Genomic DNA, 15,357 nt, shown 5'->3' with positions numbered 1-15,357 from the left:
GTTCCACGGACTGCAAGGCACCGGCCCCTATGCGGCCGGCGCACACAACCTTTTCTTGCGGCAAGTGCGCGCTGCGCGCCCTTGCCCTTTCCTGATCTTCTGGAGTCATGAGCATGTTTCTGAGCAATATTTCCATCGGCAAGCGGTTGGCCGTCGTGATCGGCGTCATCCTCGCCCTGTCTCTCACGAGCAGCGTGCTTGCCGTGCTGAAGCTGCGGCAGCTCGGCGCGGAAATGAATGCGATGGTCGAGAAGAACATCAAGACCGAACGGGCAGGCGCCGACTGGCTGCGCAACACCACGGCGGGCGTGCAGCGCGCCGCGGCCATCGCCAAGAGCAGCGATTCGAACCTCATTGCCTACTTCGCGCCCGCCACGGCCCTCTCCATCAAGGAAACCAACGACCTTCAGAAGTTCATCGAAGAACAGATGGACACGCCGGAAAAGAAGCAGGTCTACGACAAGGTCGGTGAGCTTCGCAAGGCCTACCTCGCGGCCCGCGAAGAAGTCAGCAAGGCCAAGCTGGCCGGCGACATGGAAGGCGCCAACCGGATCTTCAACGAACGTTTCGAGCCCACCTCGCGCAGCTATCTTGCCGGTGTGCAGCAGATGGTGGACGCCGAGCGCACGCAGCTCGACGCCGCGGCGGAGCGCAGCAAGGAGACGCGCGCCAGCACCAGCCTGATTCTGATCGTCTGCGGCGCGCTGTCGCTGGGCCTGGGCCTGGTGCTCGCCTGGCTCCTGGTCCGCAGCATCACGCATCCGCTGCGCCGTGCGGTCGAAGTGGCCGAAGCCGTTGCCGCCGGCGACCTGACCAGCCGCATCGAAGTGACGACCCGGGACGAAACCGGCCAGCTCATGCATGCGCTCAAGGGCATGAACGGCAGCCTCGCCAAGGTGGTGGGCGAAGTGCGCACCGGTACCGACGCCATCGCCACCGCCTCGGGCCAGATTGCCGCAGGCAATCAAGATTTGTCTTCGCGCACCGAAGAGCAGGCCAGCTCGCTCGAAGAGACCGCGGCTTCGATGGAAGAGCTCACCTCCACCGTCAAGCAGAACGCCGACAACGCGCGTCAGGCCAACCAGCTGGCCCTCTCGGCCTCCGAAGTGGCCGTGCGCGGCGGCGGCGTGGTCAGCCAGGTGGTGGACACCATGGGTTCCATCAACACCTCGTCCAAGAAGATCGTCGACATCATCGGCGTGATCGATGGCATCGCCTTCCAGACCAATATCCTGGCGCTGAATGCGGCCGTGGAAGCGGCCCGCGCCGGTGAACAAGGCAGGGGCTTCGCCGTGGTGGCTTCTGAAGTGCGCAACCTCGCCCAGCGCTCTGGTGCGGCCGCCAAGGAAATCAAGGGCCTGATCGACGACTCGGTGGGCAAGGTCGAAGCCGGCAGCCGGCAGGTGGCCGAGGCGGGTCGCACGATGGATGAGATCGTGGACAGCGTCAAGCGCGTGACCGACATCATGGGCGAGATCACGGCCGCCAGCCAGGAGCAGAGCACCGGCATCGAGCAGGTGAACCAGGCCATCGCGCAGATGGACCAGGTGACGCAGCAGAACGCGGCACTGGTCGAAGAAGCCGCGGCTGCGGCGCAGTCGATGCAGGAGCAGGCCGCAAGCCTGGTGGAAGCGGTGAGCGTGTTCAGGCTGGACAGCAACGCCGCAATCCGCCCGCTCGCGCAAGTGCACGCGAAGCTGCAGCCGGCACTGCCGTCACGCAAGGCCATGCCCGCGCTGAAGGGCCCGGCCCGGGCCGCAGCGGAAGCCAAGTCCCCTCCCAGGCTGGCCGCAGCCCACGCCTCGTCGGGCGACTGGACCGAGTTCTAAAGAGTTCCAACGACTTTCAACGTCTTTCAGGAGGGAAAAAATGAAATGGTTCCAAGGGCTTCCTGTCGCCATCAAGCTGGTTCTCAGCTTTCTCGTCGTCGCGGCGGTGGGTGCGGGGGTGAGCGGCCTGGGCATCTTCCACATGGGGCGCATCAATGCCTCGACCGAGAGCCTCTACAACAAAGATCTGCGCGCCATCAAGGCGGTGCAGGCGGCCAACATCCAACTGCTCGATGCCAGCCGCGCGCAGATGGGCCTGCTGTCGGCGGGCACCAAGGGCGAGCGCAACGTCGGCTTCAAGGAACTGAAGGAAGCCGTGGCGGCGCTCGAGTCCAATGTGGCCGATGTGAAGCCGCTGCTCGAGCAGACAACCGAGGGACGCGAACTCCACGAGCAGTACCAGAAGCTGATGCCGCCGCTGAAGAAGCACCTGGGCGACTTCGCGGACCTGATCGCGAGGCAGACGCTGGACAGCTCGCAATTCGAAGGCAACGTGCCCGAAGAAAGCGCGTTGCTGCTGAAGGAATCGCGCGCTCTTGAAAAGGTGCTGCAGAACATGGTTGCGTTCAGCGACCAGCAGGCTCGCGCCAGCATGGAAGACGCCGCTGGCACGTTCAAGCAATCGCGGCTCCTGATGCTGCTGCTGGCACTGGCCGGCGTTGCCATCAGCCTGGGGCTCGGTGTGGTGGTGGCGCGGCTCCTGGCGGGCCAACTGGGCGGCGAACCAGGCTACGCGGCCGATGTGGTCGGCCGCATCGCCAGCGGCGACCTGACGGAAAGCGTGCAGGCCCGCACGGCTCGCAGCGGCAGCCTGTTGTTCTCCATCAAACGGATGCAGGACCAGTTGACCGACGTCGTCGTGCGGATCAAGACATCGAGCGACGCCATTGCGACCGCCTCGGGCCAGATTGCCGCAGGTAATCAAGATTTGTCTTCGCGCACCGAAGAGCAAGCCAGCTCGCTCGAACAGACGGCTGCCTCGATGGAAGAACTCACGAGCACCGTCAAGCAGAACGCCGACAACGCCCGCCAAGCCAACCAACTCGCGCTCTCGGCCTCCGAAGTGGCCGTCAAGGGCGGCAACGTCGTCGGCCAGGTGGTTGACACCATGGCCTCGATCAATGCCTCGTCCAAGAAGATCGTCGACATCATCGGCGTGATCGACGGCATCGCGTTCCAGACCAACATCCTGGCGCTCAACGCCGCGGTGGAAGCTGCGCGTGCCGGCGAGCAGGGCCGCGGCTTTGCCGTGGTGGCCGCAGAAGTGCGCAGCCTGGCACAGCGCTCGGGCGCAGCCGCCAAGGAAATCAAGGGCCTGATCGACGACTCCGTGGGCAAGGTCGACGTGGGCAGCACCCTGGTGGGCGAAGCCGGCAAGACGATGGAAGAGATCGTGGGCAGTGTGAAGCGCGTGACCGACATCATCGGCGAGATCACAGCCGCGAGCCAGGAGCAGAGCACGGGCATCGAGCAGGTGAACCAGGCCATCGCGCAGATGGACCAGGTGACGCAGCAGAACGCGGCCTTGGTCGAAGAAGCGGCGGCCGCAGCGCAGTCGATGCAGGAGCAGGCCGCCAGCCTCGTGGAGGCGGTGAGCGTGTTCAGGCTCGAAGCTGGCGCGCATGGTGACCATGCCACCCGCGTCGAACCTTCGCACATGCCCGAGGCGCCTGCCCGGCCGTTCGCGAACTTGCGCAAGAAGGAGGCCATTGCCTCCACACCTCCCCTGGCCCTGGCCCGCGGCACCGCGGGCGACTGGACCGAGTTTTAACCACACCTCGACAGGAGGCCCCTGATGAACGCAGCAGCCACGGATTCGTCCGAGCCACAGCGCCCCTTTGTCTCGTTGGCGCGCACGCTGACCGTCAGGGTCACCATTGCCATTTTTGCGGTCACGTTGTTTCTCCTGGGCGTGTTCTACGTCACCGGCTCTGCGCAGCAGCAGCACAGCGCCTCGCAGTACGCCAATGCCAAGGCCGAAGCCATCGCCCGCTCGCTGGACATCTTCGACCGCACCATGCAGATGACCGCGGAGAACGCATACGGCGTTTTCCGGCGCCAGTTTGCGGGCACTTTCACGGTCGAAGATGCGGCGCAGGGTGTTGTGAGCAGCTTCGGGGTGGCAATCAACGGAGGCAGCACCGCAGAGGTGGATGCGTTCGCACGCGACTTTCCCGGCGCCAATGCCACCGTGTTCGTGGCCCAGGGCGAAGACTTCCGCCGCGTGGCCACGTCGGTCAAGAAGGAAAACGGCGAGCGCGCGATCGGCACGCTGCTCGACCGCAAGAGCGCCGCGTACGCGTTGCTTCGCTCCGGCAAGCGGTTCGTCGGCCGCGTCACGCTGTTCGGGCGGCCCTACATCACGGTCTACGACCCGGTGCGCGATGCCGCGGGCAACGTGGTCGCGGTGCTCTACATCGGCCTGGACATCTCGCAGCAGCAGGCTTCTTTCGGCGAAGCCGTGGGCAAGACCCGCATCTTCGATACGGGCGGGCTCTATATCGTCGACCCGGGCGCCGACCCCGCCGCGGCGACCATCGTCTTCCACCCGACCGCGGCCGGGAAAAAACTTTCCGAGGGGCTCAAGGACGCCGAACTGGCGGATTGGATCGGCCGGCTGAAGAGCGACGACGCCACGTGGCTGGACGACGCGCCCGCGGTGCTTCTGCCCGCGCAGCAAGAAAAGCACTATGCATCCGTGAGCAAGAGCGAAGCCACCGGCTGGCTGGTGGTCGCGGAAGTTCCCGCTTCGGAAGTACTGGCCGAGCTCTACAGCGAGATGACCCTGCTCGGCGGCTTCATTGCGCTGGCTGCGGTGGTACTGGGTGCGGCGCTGATCATCTTTCTCCGGCGGACCGTGCGGCCCCTCAGTGTGTTGGGCGAGCACGTGCAGACCATCGGACAGGGCGATCTGTCGCGTCAGCTGAGCTCGAACCGCCGGGACGAGATTGGCGTCATCACGCGCGCCGTCGAATCGATGCGCGCCGGGCTGGCCAACGTGGTCGGCGGCGTGCGCACCGGCACCGATGCCATCGCCACCGCCTCGGGCCAGATCGCCGCAGGCAATCAAGATTTGTCTTCGCGCACCGAAGAGCAAGCCAGCTCGCTCGAAGAGACGGCCGCCTCGATGGAAGAGCTCACGAGCACCGTCAAGCAGAACGCGGACAACGCCCGCCAAGCCAACCAACTCGCGCTCTCGGCCTCCGAAGTGGCCATCAAGGGCGGCAACGTCGTGGGCCAGGTGGTCGACACCATGGCATCGATCAATGCGTCGTCCAAGAAGATCGTCGACATCATCGGCGTGATCGACGGCATCGCGTTCCAGACCAACATCCTGGCGCTGAACGCCGCGGTCGAAGCCGCGCGTGCGGGCGAGCAGGGCAGGGGCTTTGCCGTCGTCGCGTCCGAAGTCAGAAGCCTGGCGCAGCGCTCGGCCGCGGCCGCCAAGGAGATCAAAGGCCTGATCGACGACTCCGTCGGCAAGGTCGACGTGGGCAGTGCGCTGGTCGGCGAAGCCGGCAAGACGATGGAAGAGATCGTGAGCGGCGTCAAGCGCGTGGCGGACATCATCGGCGAGATCACGGCCGCCAGTCAGGAGCAGAGCACCGGCATCGAGCAGGTGAACCAGGCCATTGCGCAGATGGACCAGGTGACGCAGCAGAACGCGGCGCTGGTCGAAGAAGCGGCAGCGGCTGCCCAATCGATGCAGGAGCAGGCCGCCAGCCTGGTGAGCGCCGTGAGCGTGTTCCGGCTCGAGCCCTCTCTGAGCGAAGTCCGCGCCGCATCGATGGCGCCGAGCGCCTCGCGCCGCGAAGTCCGCGCGCTTGGCACCACGCACCAGGCGCTCGCCTAGCCCTGAACGCGAAGCGCGAAAGGCCTTCAACTTTCACGCGTCCTGCCGATAAACAAGCAACAGGTGCCCGAACGGGCGCCTTCCGTCCAAACAAAAGAAACGTTTTACAGGTAAAGCCTCATGTCGATGTTCTATACGGGCCTCTCGGGCCTGAGCGTGGCGCGAACCGCGCTCATGACCACGGCCCACAACACGGCCAACGTGTACACCACCGGCTACAACCGCCAGACGGCGCTGGTCTCTTCGCTCGGCGGCACGGTCACCGGCGCGGGCTTCGTGGGCAACGGCGCGCGCGTGACCACGGTGCAGCGCAGCTACGACCGCTACCTGACGGCCCAGCTCAACGGCGCCGAGGCGGCGGGCGCGGCGCTTGCGAGCTACGGTTCGCAGATCAGCCGCATCGATTCGCTGCTGGCCGACAAGACCGCAGGCCTCACACCGCTGATGCAGAGCTTTTTCGCCAGCGTGCAGGACGTGGCCAACACGCCGGCCGACCCGGCCGCGCGCCAGCAGCTCATCAGCGCGGCGCAGTCGCTGGCCAACAAGTTCCGCTCCACCGACCAGTACCTCACCGACCTGAACAGCTCGGTCAACGAGCAGATCGAAGGCAGCGCCGCCAAGATCAACACCTACGCCACGCAGATCGCGAGCCTCAACCAGCAGATCAGCCAGCTCAGCGCCATGGCCGGCGGCCAGCCGCCCAACGACCTGATGGACCAGCGCGACCAGCTGGTGAGCGATCTCGGCAAGATCGTCGACGTCAAGGTGATGGAGCAGGACAGCGGCCAGTACAACGTCTTCATCGGCAACGGCCAGACGCTGGTGCTGGGCGACCGCGCCGCAAAGATGCAGTCCGTGCAGTCCGCCGCCGATCCCACGCGCCAGTCGATGGCACTGGTCGGCCTGACCGGCACGGTCTCCGAACTCAACGACAACGTGCTCACCGGCGGTTCGCTCGGCGGGCTGCTGGCGTTCCGTTCCGAAACGCTCACCAGCACGCAGAACGCCGTCGGCCGCCTCGCAATGGCCTTGGCCAGCGAGTTCAACGACCAGCACAAGCTTGGCGTGGACCTGAACGGCGCGCTTGGCACGAACTTCTTCTCCGAGGCCGTGCCCGGCGTGTTCTCCCATGCAAAGAACGCCGGCAACATGGTGCTCGGCGCCAGCGTGACCGACACCTCGCAGCTCTCGACCAGTGACTATTCGGTGCAGGTGAAAGACGTGGCCGGCACGCTCACCTACACCGTCACGCGCCTGTCCGACAAGCAGGTGATGGGCGACTACACCGCGTTCCCGGCCAGCTTCGACGGCGTGAGCCTCTCGGTGGCCAGCGGCACCGCGCAGGCGGGCGACTCGTTCCTGGTGCAACCCACGCGCACCGGTGCGCGCGACATGGACGTGCTGGTGCGCGAAACGGCCAAGGTGGCCGCCGCCTCGCCGATCGTCACCGGCAAGACGGTCGGCAACAAGGGCACGGGCGCCCTGAGCCCCGCCGTCGTCAACGCAGGCTACCTGGCCGCGCCGCTCGCCGCAACGGTCACGCTCGCCTACGACGCGGGCGGCAATACGCTGTCGGGCTTTCCGGCGACCTCGCCCGTCACGGTGACGCTGGCCGACGGCACCTCCACCACCTACGCTGCAGGCACGGCCGTGCCTTACACCGCGGGTGCCGCCATCAGCTTCGACGGCATCGAGGTCAAGCTCACGGGCGCACCCGCGCAGGGCGACACCTTCACCATCGGCAAGAACGTGGCCGGCGTGTCGGACGGCAGCAATGCGCTCAAGCTCGGCGCGCTGCAGCGCAAGAACGCCATGGACGGCGGCACCTCCACCTTCAATGGCGCCTTCGCCAAGCTGGTGAGCGAGGTGGGCAACCGCTCCATGGAGATCCGCGTGGCAACGCAGACACAAGACAGCGTGACGGGCCAGATCCGCGCGAGCCGCGATTCGATTTCGGGCGTGAACCAGGACGAGGAAACCGCCAACCTGCTGATGTACCAGCAGATGTACCAGGCCAACGCCAAGGTGATCCAGACCGCATCGACCATGTTCGACGCCATTCTGGGCATCCGCGGCTGATCCGGCCCTCGCTTTTTACAGAACAGATTTCAGGAGTCGAGATGCGCATCAGCACCCAATCCTTCTACGCCCAGAGCATGAACGCCCTGGGTTCGCAGCAGCAGCAGCTGTTCCGCATTCAGCAGCAGCTTGCCGCTGGCACCAAGTTCCTGACCCCGGCCGACGATCCGGTAGCGGCTGCGCGCGCTCTGGGCGTCAGCCAGTCGATGGCCGAGTCGGCCCAGTACGCCAGCAGCCGCAGCCGCGCGATGCTCTCTCTCTCGCAAGAGGAAACCGCGCTGAAGTCGGCCACCTCGATCATGCAGAACATGAAGACGCTGGCCGTGCAGGCAGGCAACGGCACGCTGTCGGACGCCGACCGCGCCTCGCTGGCCACCACGCTGCAGAGCAACCTGGACCAGCTGGTGAACGTGGCCAACGCCGACGACGGCAACGGCCAGTTCCTGTTTGCCGGCTTCAAGAGCGGCAGCCCGCCTTTCGTGGCCGACGCCAGCGGCGGCATCCAGTACATGGGCGACCAGGGCCAGCGCCTCATGCAGATCGACGTGTCGCGCCAGATGTCGACCACCGACGACGGCCGCAGCGTGTTCCAGTCGGTGCAGGGCGGTGCGGGCTACGTGAGCTCGGCCGGCGCAGCCAACACCGGCTCGGGCGTGTTCGGCCCGGTGGGCCTGACCGATGCGACCGCCGCCAACTACGGCAAGGACTTCACGATCAGCTTCGCGGCCGGCAACTACACCGTCACCACGCAGGACACGCCGCCCGCGGTCGCCGCATCGGGCCCCTACGTGCCCGACACACCCATCTCGTTCGGCGGCCTGCAGATCAAGATGAGCGGCACCCCGGCCGACGGCGACACCTTCCAGGTGGCCACGGCGCGCAATGCCGGCACCGACGTGTTCGCCGCCATCGGCGACATGATCACCGCACTGAAGAAGCCGCTGGCCGGCGGCGGCGATGCGGCCCAGGCCGAGCTGCTCAACGCACTCAGCACCTTCAACGTGAAGATCACCAACGCGCACGACAACGTGCTCACGGTCACCTCGTCGATCGGCTCGCGCATGAACGAGATCGATGCGCTCAACACAGGCGGCGCCTCGCGCTTCCTGATCGACAAGGGCTACCTGTCGGAACTGGTGGACCTGGACCCGGCCAGCGCCATTTCGGAATACCTGCAGCGCGAAACCTCGCTCAAGGCAACGCAGCAGACCTTTGCGCGGCTGCACAGCATTGCGCTGTTCAACTATCTGTGATGAAGAGCGGGGCGGCCTTGGCTGCCCCTCAGGGCCGCAAGGTTTGCGTGAGCTGGAGCACCGAAGAAAGCCCCGCGGCAAAGCGTGGCTCCAGGAACGCGCCGAACTGCGGCATGAGCAGATGCATCATGCCGATACCCGCTAGCAGCGTGAGCGGAAAGCCGACCGCAAAAATGCTGAACTGCGGCGAGGCCCGGTTCAAAATGCCCATTGCAAGGTTCAGCGTGAGCAGCGCGGTCACCAGCGGCAGCGCCAGCATGAAGCCGTTGATGAAGATCTGCCCGCCGCCCAGCACCAGGAACATCCAGCCTTGTGCCGCCAATGGCGCATCGGCAATCGGCAGCGTGCTGAAGCTTTCGGCCAGGCCGGCCACCATCAGCAGATGGCCGTCCACCGCCAGAAAAAGCAGGATGGCCAGCATGTGCATCAGCCGCGCGACCACCATCGTCGCGCCGCCGGCCATCGGGTCGAAAAATGAAGCGAAGGAAAGGCCCATCTGCAGGCCGATGTATTCGCCCGCGGCCAGCACGGCGGCAAACACCATGCGCATCGTGAAGCCGATGGCGGCGCCGATGAGCACCTGCTGCAGGATGATCCAGATGCCTCCGGCGGAAACCACCGGCACCGGCGGCATGGGCCCGAGCGTCGGCGCAATGGCAATGGTCAGCAAGGCCGCAATGGCCACCTTGAGCTGGCGCGAAACACCGGGCTCGCCGAACACCGGCGCGGTGCTGACCAGTGCCAGCATGCGCACGAACGGCCAAAGAAAGGCCGTCAGCCAGGCGGTGAGCTCCGCCGACGTGACGGAGAAGATGGCGGGCATCGCGCGCGTGCCCTCAGGCTACCAGCTGCGGAATGCTCGAGAACAGCGTGCGGATGTAGTCGAGCATCTGCGCCAGCATCCACGGGCCGGCAATGACCAGCACCGCGCACACGGCCAGCAGCTTGGGAATGAACGACAGCGTGGCTTCGTTGATCTGCGTGGCCGCCTGGAAGATGCTGATGATCAGGCCGACCACCAGCGCCACCAGCAGCATGGGCGCGCCGAGCAGCAGGGAGACGTGGATTGCCTGGCTGCCCAGGGACATGACGGATTCGGGTGTCATTCCGGACCTCTAAAGATAAAAGCTTTGGGCCAACGCACCGATCAGCAACTGCCAGCCGTCGGCCATGACGAACAGCATCAGCTTGAACGGCAATGCAATGGAGGCGGGCGGCACCATCATCATGCCCATGGACATCAGCACGCTGGCTACCACCAGGTCGATGATGAGAAACGGTATGAAGATGGTGAAGCCGATCTGGAACGCCGTTTTCAGTTCGCTGATCACAAAAGCGGGAAGCAGGATGCGCAGCGGCACTTCTTCCGGCCCTTGCATGTCGGGAATCTTCGCGAGCCTGGCGAACAGGGCCAGGTCGTTCTCGCGGGTCTGCTTGAGCATGAAGGACTTGAAGGGCGCAATGCCTTTCTCCAGCGCCTTCTCCGCCGAAATCTTGTTCTCGGAAAACGGCTTGTAGGCGTCGTTGTAGACCTTGTCGAACACAGGCGACATCACGAAGAAAGTCAGGAAGAGCGACAGGCCCACCAGAATCTGGTTGGGCGGCGAAGACTGCGTGCCGATGGCGGTGCGCAGCAGGCCCAGCACGATGAGGATGCGGGTGAAGCTCGTCATGCTCAGCAGCAGCGCCGGCAAGAACGTGAGCGAGGTGAGCAGCACCAGCGTCTGCACGCTGAGCGACCAGGTCTGGCTGCCGCCAGGGCCGGGCGAGCTGGTCAGGCCGGGCAGGCCCTGCGTCCATGCCGTCATCGGCAGCGCAAGGGCGAGCAGGGTCAGCACGACGCTGCGAAAGCGCCGTTGGGAAGCAATGCGAATCATGGGTTCGGCCGCTGCCTGAGTCCGAGGGAGTCGCGCAGTTTTTGAGCAAAGAGGCCTGCTGCGCCGGCAAGGCGTGGATCCGGCACGGAGGCCGTTGCGCCCAGGGTTGCGGGCACCGCCTGTGCCGGCATCGAATGCAGCGTGTTGACCTGGCTCGATGTAACGCCCAGCACCAGCCAGGTGGCGCCAACCTCTACCACCACCACGCGTTCGCGCTGGCCGACCATGGCGCTCGAAACCACCTTCACGAACTGGCCGCCGCCCAGGCGCTGCAGTCCGAAGCGGCGCGCCGCCCAGGCGCACAGGAAGATGAGGCCCAGCACCGCGAACATGCCGAAGCCGGCCTGCAGCAGGCTGGATGCGCCGACCGCCGGGGCCGTTTCGACGGGCGAAGGCACCGTCGGCAGTGCGGCATGGGCGGCGTGCGCGGCCAGGCTGCATGCCGCGGCCGCAATCGATGCGGCAACGCGCCGCAACCGCCTGGCAGGCCTTGCAAGAAGGGTCATGACCGGCCGAGCTTCTGCATGCGTTCGGAGGGCGTGACGATGTCGGTCAGGCGAATGCCGTACTTCTCGTTCACCACGACCACTTCGCCTTGCGCAATCAGGTAGCCGTTGATCAGCACGTCCAGCGGTTGGCCGGCCAGGCCGTCCAGCTCCACCACCGAGCCCTGCGACAGCTGCAGCAGGCTCTTGATGGTGATGCGGGTGCGGCCGAGTTCGGCCGTCAGCTGCACCGGCACATCGAGGATGCGTTCCACGTCCACCGGCGAACCGGAAGCGGACGGTGCCGGCTGCAGCGGCTGGAAGACGCGGCTGCCCGCGGGGGCGGCAGCGGGCGCGGGCGCAAAGGCAGGGGCCGGCGCAGGTGCCGGGGCGGGTGCAGGAGCGGGGGCGGGAGCGGAAGCCGCGGTCTGCTCGGCCAGCGCGCTGGCCCAGTCGTCCGCATCGCTGGAGGATGGGGTGTTGTCAGTCATGTTCGTTCTTCAGATCGCTGTCTTGGTGGGAGATCATCTGCAGCACGCGCAGGGCATAGCGTTCGTTCGATACGCCGTAGCCGCACTCCATCACCGGAATGCCGTCCACCCGTGCGGTGATCGACTCGGGAAGTTCAATGGGCAGCACGTCGCCCGCCTGCAGCTTGAGGACCTCGCCGATGGTCGAGGGCAAGGTAATGAATTCGGCGCTGAGCTCCACGTCGGCGCTCTGCATCTGCTGCGACATCTGCCGCACCCAGCGCTTGTCGACCTCAATCTCGTCCTGCACCGGGTTGGAAAGCAGGTCGCGGATCGGCTCGATCATCGAATAGGGAATGCACACGTGCAGGAAGCCGCCCACGGGGCCGAACTCGATCTGCAGCGTGGTGTTGATCACCACCTCGTTCGGCGCGACGATATTGGCCAGCTTGCCGTGCATTTCGGCGCGCACATAGTCGAAGCTCAGCGGAAACACCGGCTGCCAGGCGTCTGCATAGCACTGCAGCGTGAGGTTCAGCAGGCGCTTGATGATGCGCTGCTCGGTGCGCGTGAAGTCGCGCCCCTCGACACGCACGTGATAGCGCCCGTCGCTGCCAAAGAGGTTGTCGACCACCAGGAACACCAGCTTCGGATCGAACACGAAGAGGGCCGTGCCGCGCAGCGGCTTCATGTGCAGCATGTTGATGTTGGCGGGCACCGGCAGGTGCCGCACGAACTCGCCGTACTGCTGGATGTGCACCGGCCCGACGGAAATGTCGGGGCTGCGGCGCATGAAGTTCAGCAGCGAGCTGCGCAGGTGGCGGGCAAAGCGCTCGTTGATGACCTCCAGCGTGTGCATGCGGCTGCGCACCACGCGGTCGGGCGCGCCGAGGTCGTACACCGGCAGGCCGTCCGACCTTGGGGCAGCGCCTTCGCTTTGCTCGGGGCTGCCTCCGGTGACGCCCTGCAGCAGCGCGTCGACTTCGTCTTGGGAGAGCACCTGTTCATAGGCCATGAATCGCCGGTCCGGAAAAAGATTTACTGCACCATGAAGGTGTTGAAGGAAACGCTGCCGATCTCCTGCGGGGGAAAGCCTGCAGCCAGCGGGCGGCTCAGCTCGAGGCGGATTTCCTCGGCCAGCCGGGCCCTGTCCTCGGTGGTCACCAGCGACTCGGGCGGGCGGTTCGACAGCAGCAGCAGAAGCCGGCTGCGCACCTCGGGCATGTACTCGACGACATGCGCCTTGGCCTGCTCGTTGCGCACCTTGAGGGCCATGCCCACGTGCAGGAAGCGCGCGCGGCCTTCGGACTGCACGTTCACGGTCAAGGGATCGAGCGTCACGAAGATCGGCTTGTCGGGCACGAGCGCCGGAGCGGCCGATTCGGCGGGAGCGCGCTGGCTCATCAGGTAATAGCCGCCACCGCCGGCAAGAATGCAGACCAGCACAGCGACCGGAATCACGATCTTCAGCTTCGAGGAGCGAGGCGCGGCCGCAGGGGGAGCGAGTGCGGCAGAAGGACTGGTAGCCATATTTGAAACTGCGAAAACAATGTCTGGTTGGGACTATTCTTTGCCAGGTGCCCGGCAAACGAAGGGCTGATCAAGCGCGGGAAAAGGCCTCAGATCCCGCGTTCGTCTCATGCGAAGGTGTCTACGCCGGCGCCGGATGTGCGCGGTGCGGCGGGCGGCAGGCTGCCGTGCAGCGGCTCGGCGAGGGCAGCGGCGTCCGCCCGGCCGGGCGCCGGGTACTGCGGCTGCCGGGCCGAACCCTGCTGCTGCTGGGCTTGCTGGTCGAAGGCGCCGCCCTGGCCGGCAAAACGATGCGCCTCCGCACCCACCGAGGCCTGGCCCAGGCTGATGCCTTGTTCCGCAAGGCTCGCGCGCAATTGCGGCAGCGCCGCCTCCACGGCCTTGCGCACGCTTTCATGGGCCGAGACGAACATGGCCTGCGCCTGGTTGTCTCCCATCGAGAGCGTTACCTTCAGCGGGCCGAGGCCGGCCGGGTTCAGGTTCAGTTCGGCAACCTGCGCGCCGGCCGCGTTCATGCGCAGCATCTGGTGGCCGAGGGCCGGGCCCCATTCGTCGGAGCCTACGGGCGGCGCCACGTTCAGTACCGGTGCCTGGCTGGCATTGGCGGGCAGGTTTGCGCGGTCGGCCGCGGCGGTGGCGAAAGTCATCCCTTGCGGCAGGGTAAACGGATCGGCTGAGTTGCCCGTTGCGGCGCCGAGGTCGGGCTTGTCGGCTGCGAGCATTGCGGCTGCTGATGCCGATAGCGCCTCGTCGGCAGCCGGAGAAGCGGCAGCCGCCTTGGCCGCCTCAGAAGCAATTGCGGTGACGGTGGCGGCGGTCGCATCGCCGGACGGTGCCGTGGCGGCGACCGGCACTATGCCCGCCGCTGCAGCGGCATCTGCCGCTGGCAGCGCTGGGCTTGTCGGCAATTGGTCAACAGGCGGAACGGTGACCGTTTCGGCACGGCCCTTGTTCTTGGGCTGTGCAATTTCCGACGCCAGGGCTTGGGCATCGCGCGGCAGCGCGGCCGTTGCCGGGGTTTCGCCCTCGATCCCTTCGGCGTCAGTCGCATCGCCGGGCAGTGCGGCCGCGGCAGCGTCGGCGGGCAGGGCCGCAACGGCTGCTTCGGCAGTCGAGAGGCTTTGCGCGCCTTCCGGCAGGTTGGCCGCCACGGTTGCGCCACCCGGGAGCGCCGAGGCCGCCGCGGGCGATGAAGCCAACGGGGTCATGGTCGGTGCAAAAAATGCCACCGGCAGCTCGATGGTTAGGTCGTCCTTGCGGTCGCCGGCGCGAGAGGGTTTCTGCCGTGCCTTGCCTTCGAGCGCGGGCGACGCGGAATCTTCCTGGGCCTGCTGCGATTGGCCGGCGCCGCGCGAGCGGGTAAGCACCGCATTGAAGCTGCGGCCGTCGGCCTCCTCGGCGTTGCGACCGCGCGGGCCGGAAGCCGTCGAAGAGGCCGAAGCGCCGGCTGCATTCGGCGCGAAGGAAGGAGCGATGAAGGTGGGCATGGCGGTTCTTCAGGAAAACGTCAGGGTGTCGGTCGGGAGGCGCGGTCGAAGAACTTGCGTGCCGCGCGTTCGTCGCTGTCGCGTTGCTCGCGCCGGGCGCCGACCACGAGCTCTTGCCGACGCATGCGTTCGGCCAGCGCGTCGAAGGAGTTGAGGCGGCGCTTGTGGTGCTGCCATTCGTTGCGGCCGATGTCCAGCCGGCTGGCAGCCTGCGCGACGATGGCCTGCTGCTGCTGGATGGCGCCGTCAAGCGTGCCGAGAAAGTTGCGGTAGTTGTGCCACTGCGCCGAGGGCAGGCCGTTCTGCATCAGCACGTGCAACTGGTCGCTGTAGTCCTGGCGGTATTGCAGCAGCAGCTCCAGCTTCTGCGCGGCGCTGACTTGCGCGTTCTGCAGCAGGCCGAGCTGCCGCGCCGCATCGTCGGTCTTGTTGCGGGCGAGGTCGGTGAGCGTGTCGAGCGGAAGTTTGTGCGGCATGGCGGCTCCGTGGTGGTT

At 66.2% G+C, this 15,357-nt stretch carries 14 protein-coding genes; 5 read left to right on the top strand and 9 right to left on the bottom strand.

The features are described 5' to 3' along the window. Nucleotides 1–113: 113 nt before the first annotated feature. The 5 genes from GOQ09_RS21335 to flgL all read left to right on the top strand — a co-directional run bounded on the left by GOQ09_RS21335 (nucleotide 114) and on the right by flgL (nucleotide 9,014). A complete protein-coding gene (locus tag GOQ09_RS21335) occupies nucleotides 114–1,829 on the top strand; it encodes a methyl-accepting chemotaxis protein (protein WP_157616799.1) in 1,716 nt (571 codons plus the stop codon). 40 nt (nucleotides 1,830–1,869) lie between these two features. Continuing rightward, nucleotides 1,870–3,600, top strand: coding sequence for a methyl-accepting chemotaxis protein (locus GOQ09_RS21330; protein WP_157615492.1), 1,731 nt, complete (start codon nucleotides 1,870–1,872; stop codon nucleotides 3,598–3,600). Nucleotides 3,601–3,624: 24 nt separating this feature from the next. Further along, nucleotides 3,625–5,682: a methyl-accepting chemotaxis protein gene (locus GOQ09_RS21325; RefSeq protein WP_207309884.1), complete on the top strand. Its 2,058-nt coding sequence runs from the start codon at nucleotides 3,625–3,627 to the stop codon at nucleotides 5,680–5,682. 120 nt (nucleotides 5,683–5,802) lie between these two features. Then, a complete protein-coding gene (gene flgK / locus GOQ09_RS21320) occupies nucleotides 5,803–7,761 on the top strand; it encodes a flagellar hook-associated protein FlgK (protein WP_157615490.1) in 1,959 nt (652 codons plus the stop codon). Between the two features lie 41 nt (nucleotides 7,762–7,802). Next, nucleotides 7,803–9,014, top strand: a complete 1,212-nt coding sequence (gene flgL / locus GOQ09_RS21315) for a flagellar hook-associated protein FlgL (RefSeq protein ID WP_157615488.1) — start codon at nucleotides 7,803–7,805, stop codon at nucleotides 9,012–9,014. Between the two features lie 28 nt (nucleotides 9,015–9,042). Here the strand turns inward: flgL and fliR are convergent, their stop codons facing one another. From fliR to fliJ, 9 genes are all read right to left on the bottom strand, one after another. Then, on the bottom strand, nucleotides 9,043–9,837 hold the full coding sequence (gene fliR / locus GOQ09_RS21310; RefSeq protein WP_157615486.1) for a flagellar biosynthetic protein FliR: 795 nt from the start codon (nucleotides 9,835–9,837) through the stop codon (nucleotides 9,043–9,045). Nucleotides 9,838–9,850: 13 nt separating this feature from the next. After that, on the bottom strand, nucleotides 9,851–10,120 hold the full coding sequence (fliQ, locus tag GOQ09_RS21305) for a flagellar biosynthesis protein FliQ (protein ID WP_157615484.1): 270 nt from the start codon (nucleotides 10,118–10,120) through the stop codon (nucleotides 9,851–9,853). A gap of 9 nt (nucleotides 10,121–10,129) precedes the next feature. Beyond that, nucleotides 10,130–10,822: a flagellar type III secretion system pore protein FliP gene (gene fliP, locus GOQ09_RS21300; RefSeq protein WP_242631146.1), complete on the bottom strand. Its 693-nt coding sequence runs from the start codon at nucleotides 10,820–10,822 to the stop codon at nucleotides 10,130–10,132. 65 nt (nucleotides 10,823–10,887) lie between these two features. After that, the gene (gene fliO / locus GOQ09_RS21295) at nucleotides 10,888–11,397 is read right to left on the bottom strand and encodes a flagellar biosynthetic protein FliO (RefSeq protein WP_157615480.1); all 510 of its coding nucleotides are present in this window, start codon (nucleotides 11,395–11,397) and stop codon (nucleotides 10,888–10,890) included. Next, on the bottom strand, nucleotides 11,394–11,867 hold the full coding sequence (gene fliN / locus GOQ09_RS21290) for a flagellar motor switch protein FliN (RefSeq protein ID WP_157615478.1): 474 nt from the start codon (nucleotides 11,865–11,867) through the stop codon (nucleotides 11,394–11,396). The genes fliO and fliN overlap by 4 nt, the downstream gene beginning before the upstream one ends. Next, nucleotides 11,860–12,861 carry a flagellar motor switch protein FliM gene (gene fliM / locus GOQ09_RS21285; RefSeq protein WP_126748335.1) on the bottom strand — a complete coding sequence of 334 codons (1,002 nt, stop codon included), beginning with the start codon at nucleotides 12,859–12,861 and terminating at the stop codon, nucleotides 11,860–11,862. Before fliM ends, fliN begins: the two co-directional genes overlap by 8 nt. A gap of 23 nt (nucleotides 12,862–12,884) precedes the next feature. Continuing rightward, nucleotides 12,885–13,307, bottom strand: a complete 423-nt coding sequence (locus GOQ09_RS21280) for a flagellar basal body-associated FliL family protein (protein WP_242630903.1) — start codon at nucleotides 13,305–13,307, stop codon at nucleotides 12,885–12,887. 176 nt (nucleotides 13,308–13,483) lie between these two features. Next, nucleotides 13,484–14,863: a flagellar hook-length control protein FliK gene (locus GOQ09_RS21275; RefSeq protein WP_157615474.1), complete on the bottom strand. Its 1,380-nt coding sequence runs from the start codon at nucleotides 14,861–14,863 to the stop codon at nucleotides 13,484–13,486. 20 nt (nucleotides 14,864–14,883) lie between these two features. Next, nucleotides 14,884–15,339, bottom strand: coding sequence for a flagellar export protein FliJ (fliJ, locus tag GOQ09_RS21270; RefSeq protein ID WP_157615472.1), 456 nt, complete (start codon nucleotides 15,337–15,339; stop codon nucleotides 14,884–14,886). Between the last annotated feature and the right edge of the window lie 18 nt (nucleotides 15,340–15,357).

It is taken from the genome of Variovorax paradoxus (assembly GCF_009755665.1).
GTDB classification, from domain to species: Bacteria; Pseudomonadota; Gammaproteobacteria; order Burkholderiales; family Burkholderiaceae_C; genus Variovorax; species Variovorax paradoxus_G.
This window is presented reverse-complemented; position numbering and strand designations above follow the sequence as displayed.

Bases quoted from the DNA above. Each gene is read 5' to 3' on its own strand.
- GOQ09_RS21335 (WP_157616799.1), top strand. From the start codon at position 114: ATGTTTCTGAGCAATATTTCCATCGGCAAGCGGTTGGCCGTCGTGATC.
- GOQ09_RS21330 (WP_157615492.1), top strand. From the start codon at position 1,870: ATGAAATGGTTCCAAGGGCTTCCTGTCGCCATCAAGCTGGTTCTCAGC.
- GOQ09_RS21325 (WP_207309884.1), top strand. From the start codon at position 3,625: ATGAACGCAGCAGCCACGGATTCGTCCGAGCCACAGCGCCCCTTTGTC.
- flgK (WP_157615490.1), top strand. From the start codon at position 5,803: ATGTCGATGTTCTATACGGGCCTCTCGGGCCTGAGCGTGGCGCGAACC.
- flgL (WP_157615488.1), top strand. From the start codon at position 7,803: ATGCGCATCAGCACCCAATCCTTCTACGCCCAGAGCATGAACGCCCTG.
- fliR (WP_157615486.1), bottom strand. From the start codon at position 9,837: ATGCCCGCCATCTTCTCCGTCACGTCGGCGGAGCTCACCGCCTGGCTG.
- fliQ (WP_157615484.1), bottom strand. From the start codon at position 10,120: ATGACACCCGAATCCGTCATGTCCCTGGGCAGCCAGGCAATCCACGTC.
- fliP (WP_242631146.1), bottom strand. From the start codon at position 10,822: ATGACGGCATGGACGCAGGGCCTGCCCGGCCTGACCAGCTCGCCCGGC.
- fliO (WP_157615480.1), bottom strand. From the start codon at position 11,397: ATGACCCTTCTTGCAAGGCCTGCCAGGCGGTTGCGGCGCGTTGCCGCA.
- fliN (WP_157615478.1), bottom strand. From the start codon at position 11,867: ATGACTGACAACACCCCATCCTCCAGCGATGCGGACGACTGGGCCAGC.
- fliM (WP_126748335.1), bottom strand. From the start codon at position 12,861: ATGGCCTATGAACAGGTGCTCTCCCAAGACGAAGTCGACGCGCTGCTG.
- GOQ09_RS21275 (WP_157615474.1), bottom strand. From the start codon at position 14,863: ATGCCCACCTTCATCGCTCCTTCCTTCGCGCCGAATGCAGCCGGCGCT.
- fliJ (WP_157615472.1), bottom strand. From the start codon at position 15,339: ATGCCGCACAAACTTCCGCTCGACACGCTCACCGACCTCGCCCGCAAC.